Origin of the sequence: Treponema sp. OMZ 857 (genome assembly GCF_024181085.1) — a bacterium.
Lineage (GTDB): Bacteria > Spirochaetota > Spirochaetia > Treponematales > Treponemataceae > Treponema.
Genome location: NZ_CP051147.1, coordinates 2,132,474 through 2,150,419 on the forward strand (window position 1 = coordinate 2,132,474; position 17,946 = coordinate 2,150,419).

12 protein-coding genes are annotated in these 17,946 nt (G+C 44.4%); 4 read left to right on the forward strand and 8 right to left on the reverse strand.

The features are described from left to right. On the reverse strand, window positions 1–2,493 hold the full coding sequence (locus E4N66_RS09630; protein WP_253727845.1) for a hypothetical protein: 2,493 nt from the start codon (window positions 2,491–2,493) through the stop codon (window positions 1–3). 265 nt (window positions 2,494–2,758) lie between these two features. Here E4N66_RS09630 and E4N66_RS09635 point away from each other — a divergent pair, with 265 nt between their 5' ends. Continuing rightward, entirely contained in the window at window positions 2,759–3,424 is a 666-nt protein-coding gene (locus E4N66_RS09635; RefSeq protein ID WP_253727846.1) for a DUF2715 domain-containing protein, read from the forward strand. Window positions 3,425–3,618: 194 nt separating this feature from the next. On the opposite strand, the gene E4N66_RS09640 is transcribed toward E4N66_RS09635, so the two are convergent. Both E4N66_RS09640 and E4N66_RS09645 read right to left on the reverse strand, forming a co-directional pair. Next, window positions 3,619–4,518 carry a hypothetical protein gene (locus E4N66_RS09640; protein WP_253727847.1) on the reverse strand — a complete coding sequence of 300 codons (900 nt, stop codon included), beginning with the start codon at window positions 4,516–4,518 and terminating at the stop codon, window positions 3,619–3,621. An 80-nt stretch (window positions 4,519–4,598) separates the two neighbouring features. After that, window positions 4,599–5,531: a LysM peptidoglycan-binding domain-containing M23 family metallopeptidase gene (locus E4N66_RS09645; protein ID WP_253727848.1), complete on the reverse strand. Its 933-nt coding sequence runs from the start codon at window positions 5,529–5,531 to the stop codon at window positions 4,599–4,601. 95 nt (window positions 5,532–5,626) lie between these two features. On the opposite strand from E4N66_RS09645, the gene E4N66_RS09650 reads away from it, so the two are divergent. Continuing rightward, a complete protein-coding gene (locus tag E4N66_RS09650) occupies window positions 5,627–5,872 on the forward strand; it encodes a hypothetical protein (protein WP_253727850.1) in 246 nt (81 codons plus the stop codon). A 168-nt stretch (window positions 5,873–6,040) separates the two neighbouring features. Here E4N66_RS09650 and E4N66_RS09655 read toward each other — a convergent pair whose 3' ends face one another. The 5 genes from E4N66_RS09655 to E4N66_RS09675 all read right to left on the reverse strand — a co-directional run bounded on the left by E4N66_RS09655 (window position 6,041) and on the right by E4N66_RS09675 (window position 16,405). Next, window positions 6,041–6,211: a DUF362 domain-containing protein gene (locus tag E4N66_RS09655; protein ID WP_044013508.1), complete on the reverse strand. Its 171-nt coding sequence runs from the start codon at window positions 6,209–6,211 to the stop codon at window positions 6,041–6,043. Between the two features lie 63 nt (window positions 6,212–6,274). Continuing rightward, window positions 6,275–8,920 carry a DNA mismatch repair protein MutS gene (gene mutS, locus E4N66_RS09660; protein WP_253727851.1) on the reverse strand — a complete coding sequence of 882 codons (2,646 nt, stop codon included), beginning with the start codon at window positions 8,918–8,920 and terminating at the stop codon, window positions 6,275–6,277. Window position 8,921: 1 nt separating this feature from the next. Continuing rightward, window positions 8,922–9,440 (reverse strand): OmpH/Skp family outer membrane protein, encoded by a 519-nt coding sequence (locus E4N66_RS09665; protein ID WP_253673965.1) that lies wholly within the window; start codon window positions 9,438–9,440, stop codon window positions 8,922–8,924. A 13-nt stretch (window positions 9,441–9,453) separates the two neighbouring features. Continuing rightward, a complete protein-coding gene (gene bamA / locus E4N66_RS09670) occupies window positions 9,454–11,895 on the reverse strand; it encodes an outer membrane protein assembly factor BamA (RefSeq protein ID WP_044013514.1) in 2,442 nt (813 codons plus the stop codon). Between the two features lie 100 nt (window positions 11,896–11,995). Next, window positions 11,996–16,405: a translocation/assembly module TamB domain-containing protein gene (locus tag E4N66_RS09675; RefSeq protein ID WP_253727852.1), complete on the reverse strand. Its 4,410-nt coding sequence runs from the start codon at window positions 16,403–16,405 to the stop codon at window positions 11,996–11,998. A 223-nt stretch (window positions 16,406–16,628) separates the two neighbouring features. On the opposite strand from E4N66_RS09675, the gene tmk reads away from it, so the two are divergent. Together tmk and E4N66_RS09685 are read left to right on the forward strand one after the other, a co-directional pair. Then, a complete protein-coding gene (gene tmk / locus E4N66_RS09680) occupies window positions 16,629–17,258 on the forward strand; it encodes a dTMP kinase (protein ID WP_253727854.1) in 630 nt (209 codons plus the stop codon). Window positions 17,259–17,261: 3 nt separating this feature from the next. Continuing rightward, window positions 17,262–17,876, forward strand: coding sequence for a hypothetical protein (locus E4N66_RS09685; protein WP_253727856.1), 615 nt, complete (start codon window positions 17,262–17,264; stop codon window positions 17,874–17,876). Window positions 17,877–17,946: the final 70 nt, after the last annotated feature.

A 17,946-nucleotide genomic window follows, 5' to 3' on the forward strand; every position in this document is an offset into this window, starting at 1 on the left:
TTATTCCCACTCAAAACCGGAGGATAAAGGCTCTCTTTGCAATTCCTTAGAGAATATCCCACCAGCATTCTTTTCTTCCAGCAAGTTTTTGTCTAAGTCATATTCAAAAACTTTGTTATTGTTAGCTTTAACATGCGATGCAGTAATTCCGTCTTTACCCCAAGCACTGTCCGAAGCAATAACGAGCTTTTTCGGCTTAACGGCGATAAAGCGGTAGAATCCATAGCCGACTCCCGGATTCGTACCTTCCGGAGGTACGGGATTCTTTTCAGCGCGCTTTTCTGCATTACCGGAGAATGATGCCGTTTTTGCAATTTTATACAGTACACTGCCGTTTTTAAAGCTATCAAGTTGATACCCGCTATTATCTTTCATCCCTTTTTCTATCTTTGACGTAACAGCATACAGCACACCGTCGACTATCCGTAAGTCATAAATAGCTTCATTATACTCGTTGTAAGAGTCAGGATAACTATACGAATCTTCGGCAATGGCGGAAGAAACAATCGTTATTTCCCCATCCGAAGTGTCAGGGCTATCCTTCTTGTACTTTGTTACCTTGAGCGTATAGGTAGCGGACGGTACTGTTTGCTCTTCTTTCGTAGCAACAAACACTCCATCCTTGTTTGCAGCAAGCGCGGTCATCTCTCCGGTTATACTTCTGATCACGTTTGTCTCAGTTCCCAACCCAGAAAAATTGTCACCCCATATTAACTTAGATACCCACCAACCGCCGTCATCATTTCCGTAATACAAACAATTCTGCCCATCGGAAATATCTACCGCAATATATTTAGGTATCCGCGGTCCACTGCCTATCGCGGGAGAATCTACTCTTGCAGTGCCGTCATAAGAAACGCCGTTTTTCAGCTCAAAGCGTCTAACCTTGTAACCTGAACCGCCTCTCCACAATATATACAGATTGCCGTCTTGGTCATAGCAGAAAACATCGGTAGGCTTTTCGGAAAGAGAACTTGCAAACAGCGTGTTATCTGAGGAATATGTATCTGTCCCGTCCGCACTTGTCCAATAGCGGAACGCATTGTTGGAATCTTTTCCCCACAACAACACAGGTGTATCAGGGCGGGTATACGGCTTTTCATCACCATACCACGTTGCACCCGCATCTTTGAAAGTTAAGTCATGAGTTTTCCGGTTAAGTGCAGCAATACGGTTTTTGTTGGCGGTTATATGCCAGTTCTCGTTTTTATACGCAAAATCAACTCCATCGTCTGCGATGTACAGGTTGTCCTCATCGCTGCCGATAAAGCCTACCGGATTGGAAAAATATGCCGGATTAAACTTGATAGACTCTGCGGTTGAAGCATCAGGATTAAGCCCTTTAACACCTTTTTGTTCAAGAGTGCCGTTGTCTTTATACGCACACTGCACAACCGACCCCACCATATACCACTGGTTACCCGCTACGCTATTCTCGCTGAGCAGGCAATACACATTGTCTTCGTCGGCAAAAAGGCCTGTACAGTTAGTGAGGTTATTGCCGAAAACGGTATCTGTACGCAGTTTAGGAAGATTTAGACTCGCAGCATGATGTCCGCCAGCCGGCTGAAATTGCAACTGATTACTTTCAATTTCAAACTTACAGGCATACAAGGTAGTGCCATCCGCCACAAACAGCACATCATCATAAACTGCTACAGCAGTAACATTCAGGGATGCAGCAGGAATCGGGAAGCTTCCATATACACTGATATATTCAAACGAATGGTCTTCTTTTTCTTTGAGGCAATAGATGTTACTGCCCTTAAACAAAAAGATGTAGTTCTCTTCTATGTCAATTGCGATATTATCAATATCATCAATAGTAACACCATGAGAACCGACTGTCAGTGCAGAATTAAGCTTTGTTTCAAATCCGGTATCTGTATCTTCATTACCCTCTACATCAAAACGTTTAAGAAGAGAAGTAGAAGGAGCGGCAGGAGTTTGATACAACACATATATTCTGCCGATTTTGTCCCGTGCGGTAATCGGATATCTGTTACTATGGGTATCAAGAGCAGCCCCCGTCAAAAGCTCCTCACCGCTTTCCAGCTTGAGAGATGCCGCACGTCCGCTACTGTTTATAAGGATATTCCGCATGATTTTCGGTGTTTTAGACAGCTTTACGACAATGAAATTGTCCCCTGCCGCAACGGTGTGATCCTTAGAGCCGCGCCATACGCCTGCCGCCGTTGTAACCTTCACTTCTATGGTAATTTCCGTACCGACGGGAAGCGGCAGTATTACCTCTGTCTTTTGTTCTGCATCTACCAACTTATGCCCATTTTCATCGGTAACGGTGATTGTTGTATTATCTTTGTGAAAAATAGGCAGTCCTGCCGCATCAACTGAACGGGCTGCTCCCCCGCCCCCAATAACAACCCGTACGGTGCCGGTATCTCCGTCGGTAAGCATACCGTTACATGCCGTAAATACAAGGCACAGTACTGCAAAAAGAATACTGACAGAGTTCACATACAGCTTTTTCATATCCTACCTCCTCGTACTAGTCTTTAGGCTTTATCATAGAATTAAATATGCTATCTTTTTAAGTACCCACACTTTACCCTTTTTTTTAAATATAGTATACACCGTTTTCGATAAAAACACAAACACAAATCGTGAGTATACGGGACAAACCGCCTTTCATAGGGATTCCGGCCGGTGCGTTTGCCCTGTAGTGTTTCATTGACTGAAACAAGCAAAAATGCCATACTTGCGCTAACTTTATACCTTTTTAGGAGGATTATAAGATATGAAGAAAAGAATTTGTATTCTTTGTTTACTCACCGTATTTTCGGTAGGTTTTCTTTCCGCTAACGTAAAGATGAACCTTGAGCTCGGCCCGGTGTACACCTATTTTGGCAGCCGCGAGCCTTCCGGCAGCGGACACAAATCATGGACAGCTCATACCGGCGGTTTGAATATACTGTTCGGCGTCGAATTTATTCAAAATTTCGGAGTATACGGAACTGCAAATTTTGCTTTCGGAAAGGACTATTGGTATAAGACTTCATACCCACGGTCATATTCAGGAAACTTGATAGATGCAGACTTAACCTATGCAATCGACAGTCAGTTTGGGTTCTTCTATGTATTCCACCCCGTAAAGAATTTAGATCTGAGGCTCGGCGCCGGACTCGGCATCGGCGGAAGCGGCCGAAACTACCCTGATGGGCTAACAAAAAAGGAAAAATCACAGGTCAATATCGGCGGCGGTGTCAATTTGGATGTTTCCTATATGTTTACCAAAATGGTCGGAATTTACGGTGGCGTGTCGGATACTTTATATGCCCCTGTATACACGAAAACTAAAATAAAATACAACAACGGTGACATCGGCACGAGCGGAAGTTCAAACGTATCCGGAAAGATTGCCAATTCGTTAAATATCAAAGCAGGAATAAGATTAGTATTTTAAAGCGGCCTATCCGCCTTCATATCCTTATTACGCCGCAGCGCTTTAGAGGAATGAAAGCGGGTGCACAAAAAAAAAGCCGGTTAAAGAACCGGCCCGCCGTCTGGCTATCGGCCGGCTAATGGGTGGGAGGGGAACTAACCGACCGATACTCTATATATCGGCTTTGATGTACTAAACCTTAACGCATTTCAATTTTAATTTACAATTTCCTGCAAGAGAACATCCATCGTCATCGTCATTTCGTAGGTCTTTCCTTCCTCAACGGTAATTTGACGGGTCAGTTCATACGTTCCCATCTTAAAGACAACGGTATGCACACCTACCGCAACCGGCAGCGGCTCTTTTGAAAGCATTATCTCTTGATTATCAAGAAACACTGCCGTGTGTTCGGGCGCTTGTATGTGCAGTAACGGCGTAATAGATTTCAACTGAACTTCCAGCTGCGTGATTTTTCCCCGCTCGACAATACAGGAGCGCATTTCGGTTCGATACGCATCCGAACTGATACTTACCGAATACGTTCCCGGCAATAACAGCTGCAAATCGTCGAACTGCGTAAGATATTCGTTATTCAGCTGCACGGTAATCGGTTTTTGTTCCTTTTCGGGAAATTGAAGTTTCAGCTTTAAGCCGCCTTCAGCAATCAGAAGGGGGCGGATAATAACCGTAAAAGCGGCTTGTTCAAAATCGTCAGGCAAGCCTTTCATAACAGGACTCAGCCGCAGCATAATAGGACTTACACCAATGAGGCCTGTATACGGTAAGATTTTGCTATTCTTTATGTGCTTAAAAGTATAGTCTTTTTTTACCGGAATCCTCAGAATATGCGAAAACCTATTCGGCAGCAGCGCCGTGCTGATCTTTTTTGCAGAATAGTCGATATATTTCTTTGAAGGTTGCGGTTTTATATCGGTATACACCGTATAGGCGATGGAATTAGGATAATTCATACTTGCCTTATCCTGCTTTATTTCAAGTTCTATCCCTTCCAAAAACAAAAAACCGCTTTTAACCGCAAACGAAACAGCGTCATTATAACCGATAGTAAGCGATACGGGCTCAAAAGCATCCCTGTCAAAGACATACGAATGCATATTACCAACCCTAAAGCTGTCAGCATAAAAAAAAGAAACGGCAAAAAAGAAAAAATATGATGTTATACACAAGAGCTGCTTCATGACTTTGCTTTCTTTGTATCAATGAAAAGGGACGGATTCTTTGCCTTTCCTTGCTCACGTACCTCAAAGTGTAGATGAGGCCCCGTGGAAAGACCGGTAGAACCGACATACCCTATTACTATACCTGATTTTACCTTTTCATACAAGCGGGCTTGAACCTTGCTGAGATGTCCGTACAGACTTTCCCTGCCGTCATCATGGCGTATCAGGATGTAATTACCGTAGATATTGCTGTATGCAACTTCAATAACCGTACCTGCTGCACAGGCATAGACAGGGCTTCCGGTTGGAGCGGCAAGATCAATACCCGCATGGTAGGTTGATTTTCCGGTAAAAGGGCTTTTCCGCATACCGAAGTCTGATGTAACAACGGCATGCTGCAACGGAAACCGATAGAACGGAACAAAAAAGAAGCTGCGCACGGTGCTGTCAAGCATCGCATTTGGAAAACATTCTACCCGTATCTTTTTCTCGGGATTTGCAGCGGAAGGGAGCGTAATGGAAAAGGATTCGGTTTTAAGCTTTTTACACAGCGCTTCGGTCAATTTTTCGATATCGGAAACCGCTTTTTCGGGAAGATAGAGCGCCGGTAAAGCCGGCAGCAAGAGCATTTTGCCTGAAATATCGGTTTTGACGGATTCGATACCGTTTAAAGTGATCAATGCATCATAAGGAATACTGCATCGGGCAGCGATTCGGATAATGGTATCCTCTTTTCGTGCTCTATAGCGGTAAAATTGCAGGGGTAATTCATGGGCGGTTTTTCCCGCTGCAAGTGCTTTCCGTGCATAGAGGACATCATCGCTATATTGCTGAAAAATATGATTTTGCGGAGACAGCTCCGGTATCAGCGGCAGTTCCGCATACTGGGCTGCCGCAACAATATGAATAAAAAAGATACATGCGCAGCAGAGCGGAAATTTTTTCATCACCGGAAGCGCTATATCCGGTCTTCCGAAAACCCAAAGGCTACGAAACCGTATAATATAAACGAGAGGATAAGCACCGAAAAGGCTAAGATACGATGATAAGCAAAAATAAATACAAAGAAGAGGATCACTCCTCCAAAGAGAATGAGCTTTTTTATGAGCGAATAGAAGAACTTCCGCGGATGGGCTTTATAGCTTTTTATACTGCGCTTAACAATAAAAAACAACAGAAGGGCGGAAAAAAGCAAAAGACTGATAGCGGTATACGTTTGTGTGTACCGAGTTGCCAACAGCCAGAGCGGATAGACAATGCAAAAGCTGAAAAGGAGGCAGCCTCCTAAAAGTAAAACAAATGTACACACCTTCAAAAATAGGGACTTATAACCGGCCGCTATTTTGTGAAAATATTCTTTCACGCTGTAAACCTTTTACAATAAAATAGTAGCGGCAGCCTGTGCATACCGAACCGTTGAGAGCGGTTCCAGAACTGCCGCCAAGAAACCTAAACGTTATTCTTCGGAAATTGCTTCCGTAGGACAAACGCCGGCACATGCACCGCAGCTGATGCAAGCATCAGCATCGATAACCCGTGCGCCATTTGCTTCACTGATAGCACCTACGGGGCATTCGCCCTCGCATGCACCGCAATTGACGCAAGCATCGGAGATCTTATAAGCCATAATCATACTCCTTGATATGTGTGATGCCCGTATCATAATCAGAACGGCTGAAAATTGCAAGCATCAGGAGCACCCGGCAAAGAGCGTTTTTTTCCAACGGGTAATCATTTGCAGCGCTTGGAGCGGCGTGGTTTCATCGGCGTTTGTAGAAAGGATTTCGTTTATAATCATTTCTTCATCGCTAAAGAGATTCTTTTCCGGACTCGTTTTCTTCTTCTCCGGTACGGTAAAGTCCGTAGGTATGGTAGTACCGGGCACTTGTGCGTTCAGCAGCTCCGTCGCCCGCCGGATAACCGTTTCCGGCAGCCCGGCAAGTTCCGCAACGTGCACCCCGTATGAATGGGCTGCGATCCCTTCGATAACCTTCTTTAAGAATACGATTTTTCCTTCGGTTTCCAACACATCCAAACAAAGCTTTTGCAGCCGCGGATGGACAAGTTGAGCCAGCTCATGGTAATGAGTTGCAAAGAGGGTTTTTGCACCGATCGTATGCAAAAGATATTCGCTTACCGCCCGCGCGATTGAAAACCCGTCCCCCGTCGAAGTACCTCTGCCGATTTCGTCCATAATAACGAGGCTGTTAACCGAGGCATTCCGCAAGATATAGGCAGTTTCGGTCATTTCGACGAGGAAGGTAGATTCCCCGCGGGCGAGGTTATCGCTGGCGCCAACCCGGCAAAAAATACAATCGACGGGGGTAAGCAGCGCTCTTTCAGCCGGCACAAAAGAACCGACCTGAGCAAGCAGCGTAATGAGGGCAGTCTGCCGCAAGAAGGTGCTCTTACCGGCCATATTAGGCCCGGTAATAAGCGCAAACGAAGGGATATCAGAAGCGGCAGAAGAAGAAAGCCGTATGCTATTCGGCACGAATTCGCCTGTAGGCAAGTGGTTTTCTACGACAGGGTGCCGCCCTTCGCAGATATCCAAAATCCCGTCGGCGGAAAATTCCGGTTTTACCCATGCATGAAGCGCTGCGGTATATGCAAAGGATTGAAGCACATCCAATTCTGCAATTTCTTTTGCAAGAAGATGCAATAGTTCAATTCGATTATATACTTCCGTATGTACTGCAAAAAACAGCTCTTTTTCGCACGCGATAATGTTTTCGCCGACATCGTTCAGCTTTGTTTCAAGTTTGCTTAATGCTTCCGTCGTAAAACGGTCGGCGGTTGTCAGCGAGCGGCGCCTAATAAAATGCTGAGGAATTTCTGCCGTTTTAAGGCTGCCGTGGGTTACCTCAAGGAAATAACCGCTTAACCGGTTATACTTGATTTTTAAGTTTTTAATCCCCGATTTTTCCCGCTCTTTTTCCAAATAGTTTTCTAAAAGCTTATTGGCGTTATCCCGCGTATCGCGCAGTTCATCCAGTTTTTTTGACCAGCCCTGCTTAATCAGTCCGCCTTCTGAAAGGACAATCGGGCAATCTTCGGCGATGCTGTTATCCAGAAGCGTATAGATCCCCTCCATATCATCGCTCAGTTTTTGCGGCAGCTGTAAAAAAAAGAGGCCGTTCCTTTTGCTCAGCCGGGCAAGTTCGATGCAGGCTTTAAGGCTCTGCTTAATTCCTAACAGATCCTTTCCGTGAGCCCGCTGCATGGCAACCCTGCCGGTAAGCCGGTGGATATCAAGCACTGCCGCAAGGGTATTCCGCACGGCAGCGAGCGCCTTTTCATTGCGGAAAAGCAGCGTCGTTTTATCAAGCCGTGCGTTTATTTCTTCGGCGGTTCGCAGCGGATGGTAAAGCCAGTGCCGCAAAAGGCGCGTCCCCATTGCCGTCTTTGTATAGTTGACGGTTTCAAACAGGGTAAAAGAATCCGTATTGTCATGCAGATTTTGCAGCAGCTCAAGGTTTTTACGGGTCGCATCATCCATCATCACAAAATCAGAGTCGCGGTATACCTTTATGCCTGTAATATGGGGCAGCGCCGCTCCTGTCGTTTGCTCCAAATACTGAAGCAGCAGCCCTGCCGGCGGTAATTCGGGAGATGCTGCCGTTAAGGAAAAGGATTTAAGGGTTTCGGTACCGAAGCACGCACACAGCCGCTTTTCTGCGGATACGGCGGAAAAATGCCAGTCGGGATAGAGGTTTTGCAGCATCTGCGGATATTCTCCGCACAAGGTTTTTAAATCCGGCACCGAATCGGCCAGCGATATTTGAATAAGGATTTCCCGCGGCTGTACACGGCCGAGTTCTTTTTTGAATTGCTCTGTAAAATCGGCACGCGGAAAAGAAGTAGCAAAGAATTCTCCCGTACTGACGTCAAGATAGGCAAACCCGATAAATACGTCTGTAACGGCGCCGCAAGTAATTTCTTTCGGTGTACAGTAAACGGCGGCAAGGTAATTATTTTGTCCTTGATCAAGAAAATCTTCCCCCGTAGCGGTACCGGGGGTAATCACTTCTACAATCTTTCGTTCGGTCAGTTCTCCGGGGACGACATCCGAAACTTGCTCGCAAATCGCAATTTTTTTTCCGGCACGCAGCAGACGCGCAATATAAATACGTGAAGCGTGATAAGGAATGCCGCACATAGGACTTCCCGTCCGCTGTGTCAGCGTTAAATTCAGCAGTTTGCTCACCTCAAGTGCATCGTCATTGAACATCTCATAAAAATCGCCTAAGCGAAAAAAGAGAACAGCATCTCTATACTGCGCCTTTATTGAGAGATACTGCTGCATCATCGGGGTGAGCGACGCCGGTTTTGTCATATTAGTTTGAACTGAGCTCTCGGATAACGGTTTCCGTAATATCGACAGTCGGGCTGTACCAGATAATTGCTTCGCCCTGTTGTAAGTTTAGCACCATCGTATACCCCTGACTTTCTGCAATCTTTTTAATTGCGGCATAAAGGCGGGAATAAAATACATCATCACTTACCAAGCTCTTCCGCAGCATTGCCAACTCATCGTTACATGCCTTGGAATATTCAAGCAAGAAACTTGTCTTTACGTCGATTTCAGCCTGATATTTTTGGACGGCATCGGCTCTTCCGATTGCTTCCGCATCTACTTTTCTTTGACGAAGGGCAATAATTTCATCGGACATCCGCTGTATTTCAGCTTGATACTTTACCTGTTTTGCCTGATAGTCGCGAACGGAACGGGAATCCCGCAAAAAAGTAGAGTAAATACGGGAAGTATCGACAACTGCGAAACGGGTTATCTGCTGCGCGGATAGTGCAACGGCACCCGCCGCAAGACAGAATAATATAAAAGCATATTTTTTCATCTATTTGCTCCTCTTATAGGTTAGGTACATTAAACGATAATACGAAGCGCCAATCGGCTCCTCTTCCGTTTCCCCACACCAGCTTACCATTCTGTGCTTTAAAGGTGTTTGCAAACATCAGCCGCAGCGGGAATTGAGGAATAACAAAGCGCAATCCCGGCCCAAAGCTGAAATAGTAATCATCAATTTTAAAGGTTTTTAAATCGGCCAAATCCTTTTTGACGGCGGCCGCATCAGCAAAAAAGTCAAAGGAGAGAATACCGTGTGCTAATGGCCATCTAAATTCTATCCAATGGTTGATCAGCACATTCCCCTTGCCGGTCGATCCCAGCGTCAGCCAGCCTCGGCCGGTAAACATACCATCAATAGCGAGTTTACTGCTATCTCCGATGAGGCTGTTCGGCATCGGTATCTGGAACGAGAAACCCGTATAAAAGGCCAGTACAAATTTGAGGTTCCAAATTTCAGAAACAGGATAATCGACAAGAGTAATATATGCTTCCGCTTTTGTTTCGGAACGGAAGAAATATTCATCTTCAACTTTCGGTATAAGACCGAAGAAAGAGATTTGTTCACTCAGGAACCAGCCTTTGCTTGGGTCATAGGTAATATCGCGCCCGTCAAGCGAAAGCCGTGTCCAAAACGAGTTGCTGAGCCGCCATTTAGCCTCCTGCTGCCGTATCGTCGGATCAGCTGCGCGATAGAGAGACGTATCATAGAAGTTCTTGACCAATGAAAAGTTTACACCGCCACGCAGCGTAGTTGTAAAGAAACGGTTATACCATCGATATCCGGTATGAACGCCGAAGGTTGTTTCAAAGCGGTCATATCGCATCCGGTAAGCATTTGCCAAGTCTTTATTCTTTTCAAATTCTTCTTTATTTTTAAACGGCCCGTAAGGGAATACCATATCCTGATAATCAAACAACGATTTATGCGTAATCGATAAATCAAACCCAAGCGTCAACGGATAGCCAAGAAACCAGTTTTCAGCATAACCGAGTTGAAGTGTTTGATTATCCGTTGCCGCAGTCGCATTAACCGATAGTTCGTTTCCGCGTCCTGCAAGGTTCCGTTCCTGCCATTGCACAAATAACGAAAGTGGGAAACTGTCGGCATCCGAAATACCCGAAAAGGTAATTCCGAATTGAATACTTGCCGTCGACTGCTCTTCAACATTGAGGATGACATCGATCAAATCCTGCTCGGAACCGGGCTGTACATCCGGAACAACCGTAGAAAAATAACGCAAATTAAATAAATTACGCAAACTATTGGTAAATTTTGATTTTGAAAACACATCTCCCGGCTCAAATAGGAGCTCACGAAGTATAACATAATCTTTTGTCCGTGCATTACCACGGATAATAATATTTTCGATATGACTTCTACTTCGTTCAACAATAGTAATCACGAATGATACTTTTTTAGTGGTCGAATCACGCTGCATTGCTTTTGCAATATAATTCGAAGTATAACCGTTTTCAAAATACATATCGGCGATGGCTTGAAACCCCTGTTCAAATCGAGTCATATTCAAAACACTGCCCGGTGCCAGTCTTATTTTTGCACTTAAATCTTCGGTAGAAAAAATCTTATTTCCCTCAAAAGAAGTTCCGTTGTAAGTATACTGTTCGCCTTCCATAATGATATATGTCAGCTTTACCATGTTCTTTTGCGGATCGGATTCCGAATCTATATCCTTAACAATATTTTCAACATGAGCATCGATATAACCGCGTTCACCGTAAAATTGCTGTATAGCTATCTTATCTTCTGCGAGCAGACTCTCTTGAAAAATTCCCTTAACAAGGAATTTTGCCGGTTTGGTCAGAAGGACGCCTTTTAACGCCTTTTCTCCTACAGCGGTGTTACCTTGGAAGGCAACTTCGGAAACAATCGTTTGCTTTCCTTCCGTAATGGTAAATTCAAGGATAACGCCGCCTTGGGGACTTTCGGACACATTTGAATTCACAACGGCGGATGCATAACCTTTTTCTATATAGTAATTTTTGATAGTTTGTTCGTCGGCATTCTTTTTTATCTCATTGTAGATATCGCCTTTTTTCAACAGTACCTTGGATAAAATATCGCCGCGTGAAATTTGATAATTTCCCGTTACCTTTATTAGGGTAACGACAGGCTTTTCGGTTACTTCAAATTCAAGCCGAACATACTGATAATCGATGTCGGCAGGAACCGCTTTGGGCACAATGTCGGAAAAATAATCAAGTGCATATAATTTTTGCAGTATTTCCGAATACGTTGCATCAGAAAAGGGCTTTCCTTTAAATGAATCAAAAATACCGTCCATTTCGGTTTTTGATACGCTCTTCAACCCCTGAAAAACGATGGTTGTTATCGGTTTGTTTTCATACCAATTATCGGGAGCTTGTGCCCATAAAAAGCAGAAGGATAACATGAGTACCGTTACGGCTATCACCTTTTTTAACATTAAAGACTCCTCTATCTCATTTACATCATCTTATCAACAATATGATTACCGCCGAGCATTTTTGAACTGCACGGCAATACCCTCTTTGAGGGTATTGAGTTTAATATGAATATTTCCATGAAAAAGTCAATGCAGCATCTCCTACAAATAAGGTATCCGGTTTTGTAGGGGCGACCGACCAACGAAGCAAGAAGAAGGGTGTTGCCATTTCCAAACCGATTTCAGGTTGAAATAAAAGATCCTTATAAACAGGACGCTTTGAGCCGCCGTTTTTAAGCGATTTGGAATCATAGTGGCTTAAGTGCAGCAGCGCATCCGCATAGATCGCCGAACCGAAATATTTCCCTATATAAACACTTGTATTATCAAGATAGTTACTCATTGTTAAAACAGTATTCTGGTTTGCAGCGAACAGGTTACCAAAAATAGCATTTTGCAGCAACAACGTGCGGAAAGAAAAAGCATCCAACCCTAAAAAATCCCTGACTTTGCTTTCCGCTTTTTTGAGAAAACCTACTTGTGCCAGAATATCGGAACTGGAAACCAACAGATTTTGCCATAGATTATCTTTCCCCGTATCGCCGATAGCCACTTGTCCCAATAGCTGCATAATTTCATTCGTAGAACGGGGCGGATCCGAGCTGATTTCCGGATTAAAACTGAATAATGACTGATCCTTTGCCGTCAAGACAAGCCGGAGCGGTTCACCGCTACTGTCACGATCGCGGATTTCTGCCCTTAATGTTACCAACGGTTCAATTTCCTTAGCCACATCTGCAAAGGAGATGGAACCTTCACGGATATAGAAACTGCGCTTAATATAGAAAACTTCTCCTCCCCGCATTTTTATATCACCTTTCATTGTAAAGTTACCGGTTTCGGCATCGGCAATCAGTGAAAGTGGAGAATCGGTAGGAACAAGTGTTCTTAAGATTGGAAAATCTGCAGTCGGCCAGCGGAATTCCGCCTTATGCCCGAACTGTAAATCCAGCTTCATATCAAAAGCAATATTACTCTCCCCTCCATATTCGGTATTGAACTTATCAAGATTATCAAATTTAAACACAAAGTAGCCTGAATCGAATGTTGCGGAGCCGTATACGCCGACAAGCGTAGGTGTTACCTTTATCTCAACGGTACAGCCGACAAGACCGTCCGCTTTGAACAGGATATTATCGGTCTTAAATACCCCCATCTTGGTTCCCAGCGTTCCACATTGAACTGAAATATTGTTGGGAATCCAACCCGAAAATTCTGCGGTGCACCGCGCCCAAATATCCGTCGAAGGCCCTTTCAATACGGTATACGGTACCTCAAGCCCCGTACCGTCCGCAATGATATCGAGTAAAACAGGCCCATAGACCTCCGGTGCATAGCGGGGAGAATTGACGGTTATATTCTGCCCGACTAATTTCCCGTTAAACTCAGGCTCCATCGGTTTGCCGCCAATCGTCAAATCCCCTGTAAGCGTTCCACCGTAAAAGAGTACATAATCCAAACCGGTTATATCCCATATTCGTTTAACGTCAGCACGGATACCCGACACTTGCAAATTTAAAGCATCTTTTTTTACCGTGCCGTCCAAATTAAACTTGAGCGGAAGAGATTCCGCCAATTGGAGCGAAACAACCCCATCGTCTAAAATAAAGCCGGTTATATCATCATTCTTTCCGGCATAAAACGCGGTAACCCCCGGATCACGGATCATAGAAAGCGGCACCGTATTCTTTCCCTTAAAGTCACCGAACTGCCAATCGCTCAAAGAAATATTAATCGTAAAGCGCTTCGTTACGTTATTGAGCCGGGAAAGCAGCGCAGATTGAGCTTTTTCGTCAGGTTGTACACCGGTATACACAGTACCGATATGCGCCTTCAGCTGTTTGTCGGCAATCATACCGGCATAATCGGCTTCGAGCCTTCCGGACATTTCAGCGAGTGAAAAATTACCCGCTATATCGGAAACCTCATGCGTACCCCATTTAAGCCGGGTAATATTCAGATCCGCTTTTTCATCTTCTATCATAAGGGAACCGGCCAGGTTCAAATCTTCTCCCTGAACAAGCATCGAAAGTTGAGACAAATCCAATCGAGCTAAAAAGGAATCCGAAGCGGCCGAAAACACCACATCCGCCGACACCGCATGCTGCTTTCCTTGCGTGTATAAAAAGCGAGCCAACAAAATGGCATCAAGTTTAAGCGAGCCGTCTGCACGGATATCTCCGCTTGAAAGATCAAGCTTTGCTGCAAACTCAAGTTTTTCGGCGGCATCGGGGGAAACGAGATTCATCGCAGCAGTGTAGCTCTGTCCGCCTTCACTATCAGATGCGGAAGCTGTCGTTACGGCCAGTGTACCGGTCAGCGCGTCGTCATCGCCAAGTTTTACTTCAGTCAAAAGCAATCCCGAAGGATCTGCTTTTCCCATAAACTTAAAGCCAATCTTTGCCGGAGCAAATGAAACAGGTGTACCATAACTGACGTACCCGTTATCGATAGCATAAAGCCAATCCGTACGATTATGATATTGAAACTCCGAATCCAGGGTTAAAAAGAGGGGCAAAAAAGGCAGCGGTATTTCATTGGTTTTGACGGTTCCTTTGAAGCCGGAACCTTTTTCATAAAGAGCACTGATTGCAAGACCATAGTCACCGTAAATATTGAGAACATTCTGAGAAAAGACTCCCTGCACTTGATAACCGATCGAGTTAATCGCTAAAGAACTGGTAAAAATAATATCGCTTAAATGCTCAAATTCGGCATTGATATTTCCGCGAACGGACATATTTTTGTAGGATAGTTCGATATCGGTCAATGCAAAGGAAGATTGATTGCCTTTTACCGATAACAGTGCATAAAAGTCATTCAGTATGTTTGAAACTAAGACGAACCTGGTGCAATTATATGAAAAACTGCGTAAATCACTCGAAATATAAAATTCGGTTGTACATTGGAGCGATTCAACGGCTTCATGCGGTATATCGACACCCGGAACGGCCGCTTCAATAAAGCTGCAGATTGTACCGATACCCACAGCGTCGAATGTTCCATGCAGCTCTACAAAATGAGGAGAAGCGGAAGTGCTGCTGCCTTCGTTATAAATATAAGAGCCGTCAAAACGATACTTTCCATATCCGTCTTCGGCCGATAAGGTATAATCGGCTTTCTGGGCCGAAGGATTAACTGCTAAAGTGATGTTATGAAGGGCTCCTTCACCGGCGGTCAATTTCGGTATTTTGCAAAAGAAGGTCTTTCCTCGCGTAAAAAACTGAAAATCTGCAGCCGCTGAAGCGCCGGACGGAAGGTTAAACCGTCTTATGGCAGCCGTTCCGGTAGGAATCATGGTGTTGAGGTTAAAAGTAAATTCGGAAAAAATATCTACATCTGCCCCTGATAATGAAAGCCGTGAAACATCTATCTTTGCATCTTTTCCTTCCGCCGCAAGCTGCAAGCGAGAAGATGCAAGCCGGTATGAAGAGAACGTCAACGGCGGCAGATCGAAACTTAAATCGGTATCCCATTGGATATGCTGCCCCGAAAGCGCAAATTGAACATTGCCGGACATTGTTATAGAAGCGAATTGGGCGATACTTTTGGGGGCATTATATACCCTCACGGACTGCAAAGGAGCAAAATCTTTGCAGCTAAACCGTCCGTTTATATCGTTTGTTGCAATATTCCAGCTTGCGGTAAAGTCAACGGGCTGAAAATCTTGCATAGTGTTAAAGGTAAAAACTTGATCACGATAATCAGCAAATAGTTTTACCCGGTGTATACCGAAACGATCGGTGGAAATATGAGAAAAATCGGCAACAGCCGAACCGGCAGTCAAATTTTTGTTAAACTTTCCTTCGATAGTAAGACCCGTTTCGGCCTGACCGATGGCTGTATAATCAGCATTGCGGTAGAAAGCCGTACTGCTCAGACTGACCGTTAATGCCTCCGCATTGATGCCGAAATAGCCTTCCGTTATTTTTGCATCAATATCGTGCACAGCATTCCTAAATCTCAAACGGACATTTTTAACATGCACATTCAGCATTTGAGAGGAAAGAAAAGAAAGAATCTGTTCGGTATTTGCAGATGACTGAACGGAAGGTTGAGCATCCATCGCCGCGTTAAGCTTGTCGGCAAGTGCTTTATTGTGCACTAAGTCTATGTCTATAAATCCGTCGGCAATATTCACGGAATCTAAAATTTCGGCAGTATTCCCCCATAAGAGCGCCCAGAATCGGTATCGGATGGAAAAATCTTCAAAAGAAGCCATTTCCATATTATGTTCAGCGTCATAGACTTTTACATTCCGTAATGAAACCGACCGCAAAATCGAAGGAGAAAGCGATTCGTAGGACAGACGTATATTGTATGTTTGCTCCAATTCCGTCAAAACTACCGAACGCACTGCCGTCAATTTTTTTTCCAGCGTCTGCATCAGAGGACGGAGCATCGCAAAAGAGAATACAAGTATACATAAAAATAGTAAAAATTCTATTTTAGACCGTACCGCAGGTTTCATCGGAGGGCTATTATATCAGAAAAGAAATTGCTATGATAGATAAGCATGCTAGACAAACACATCAGGAGCCTTTTAAATTTCCCCGCAGAAAAAAATGAGGCTGTTCGACCAGAGTTGAACTGCTTCGCAGTTCAAATGGTCTCACCGCCTCATTTTTTTCTGCGTTTTTATCTATTTTGCCTGATGTGTTTGTCTGCCGGCTGGAAAAAAGGAAAAACTATAGATGATTTTGAAAAATTTTGTTGTGTTTGAGGGGCTTGACGGGACGGGGACGACGAGCCAGATACGGTTGTTACAAGAAGCGTTTGCTTCCCGCGGGCGGCACGATACCGTGCTGTTTACTTGTGAACCAACCGATGGTTCCATTGGGAAGTTAATCCGCGGGGCGCTTTCCGGTATGGTTGACTTCGATGCTCAAACGATTGCCTATCTTTTCGGAGCGGATCGTTGTGAGCATATATATGGTAAAGAAGGTATTTTAGCACAGCTTAAAGCGGGGAAGGCGGTTTTTTCCGACCGCTATCTTTTTTCCAGCCTTGCGTATCAAGGTTTGGCTGCCGGAAAAGAGTTGACACAGGCAATCAATGCGCCGTTTCCGCTCCCCGAATACCTGTTTTTCTTTGACCTGCCGGCAAAAACCGCGATGGAACGAATCGAAAAACGGAATATCCCGCGGGAAATATACGAAAAAGAGGTATTTCAACAAAAGGTAGCAGAGGAATATCAGGTTATTCTCCGGTATTATGCGGAAACGGCACCGGATATGCGGATTATCCGTATCGACGCTGCTCAATCGATAACAGAAATTCACGAAAAGATATGGAGTATCGTCTGCAATCTGCCGATAATATAGAGGATGAAAAGGCGTTTTTGCTTATCCGCAGTGTTACTTTTTTTCTCGTTCGCGCAAACGGCGTTACTGCCTGCGTACTTTGTAACGTATAAAGAGCAGTATTATAAGCTCTATCATATTCATTACAAGCAGTATCCCGACGATACGCTCGAGAACATTTATTGGCTGGAAAAGGCAATAAATGCGGATTTTTGTAATCCCCTGTATGCATTGGGAAAGATCAACGATAAAACGGACTGGGAAAAATACCGGTACCTGTTTATGATGCACTTAAACCTGAAAATGGTAGAACAGCACCTCCGGCTCGGTATGAAATATGATAAACAGGTCGCATATTTTTATAATGCGCCGTGGAAAGAGCAAAACATCGAAAGCTTAAAAATGGCCGAAGATTGTTATAATACCGCCTTGTTTTATTGGAAAGAAGCAACACTCTGGGCGGAAAAAGCAAATGTGCGGAAGTTTCAGTTTCTTTTCTTAACCGACCTACAGTATTGGGAGGATGAACGGGAGCGGATCGCACAAAAAAAACTCAACTATGAACGCACAATAACACGGGAATTGGAACGGCTCGCCAAAGTCCGCGCCGAATTTATCCAAATGGAAGAAACATACTGATAATTCAATTTTGAATTATCAGTATGTGCGAAATTTTTTATTAAAATTTCGCACAGTTTATTGTGAAAGA

Coding starts and splice junctions, on each gene's coding strand:
- E4N66_RS09630 (WP_253727845.1), bottom strand. CDS start 2,493: ATGAAAAAGCTGTATGTGAACTCTGTCAGTATTCTTTTTGCAGTACTG.
- E4N66_RS09635 (WP_253727846.1), top strand. CDS start 2,759: ATGAAGAAAAGAATTTGTATTCTTTGTTTACTCACCGTATTTTCGGTA.
- E4N66_RS09640 (WP_253727847.1), bottom strand. CDS start 4,518: ATGCATTCGTATGTCTTTGACAGGGATGCTTTTGAGCCCGTATCGCTT.
- E4N66_RS09645 (WP_253727848.1), bottom strand. CDS start 5,531: ATGAAAAAATTTCCGCTCTGCTGCGCATGTATCTTTTTTATTCATATT.
- E4N66_RS09650 (WP_253727850.1), top strand. CDS start 5,627: ATGATAAGCAAAAATAAATACAAAGAAGAGGATCACTCCTCCAAAGAG.
- E4N66_RS09655 (WP_044013508.1), bottom strand. CDS start 6,211: ATGGCTTATAAGATCTCCGATGCTTGCGTCAATTGCGGTGCATGCGAG.
- mutS (WP_253727851.1), bottom strand. CDS start 8,920: ATGACAAAACCGGCGTCGCTCACCCCGATGATGCAGCAGTATCTCTCA.
- E4N66_RS09665 (WP_253673965.1), bottom strand. CDS start 9,440: ATGAAAAAATATGCTTTTATATTATTCTGTCTTGCGGCGGGTGCCGTT.
- bamA (WP_044013514.1), bottom strand. CDS start 11,895: ATGTTAAAAAAGGTGATAGCCGTAACGGTACTCATGTTATCCTTCTGC.
- E4N66_RS09675 (WP_253727852.1), bottom strand. CDS start 16,405: ATGAAACCTGCGGTACGGTCTAAAATAGAATTTTTACTATTTTTATGT.
- tmk (WP_253727854.1), top strand. CDS start 16,629: ATGATTTTGAAAAATTTTGTTGTGTTTGAGGGGCTTGACGGGACGGGG.
- E4N66_RS09685 (WP_253727856.1), top strand. CDS start 17,262: ATGAAAAGGCGTTTTTGCTTATCCGCAGTGTTACTTTTTTTCTCGTTC.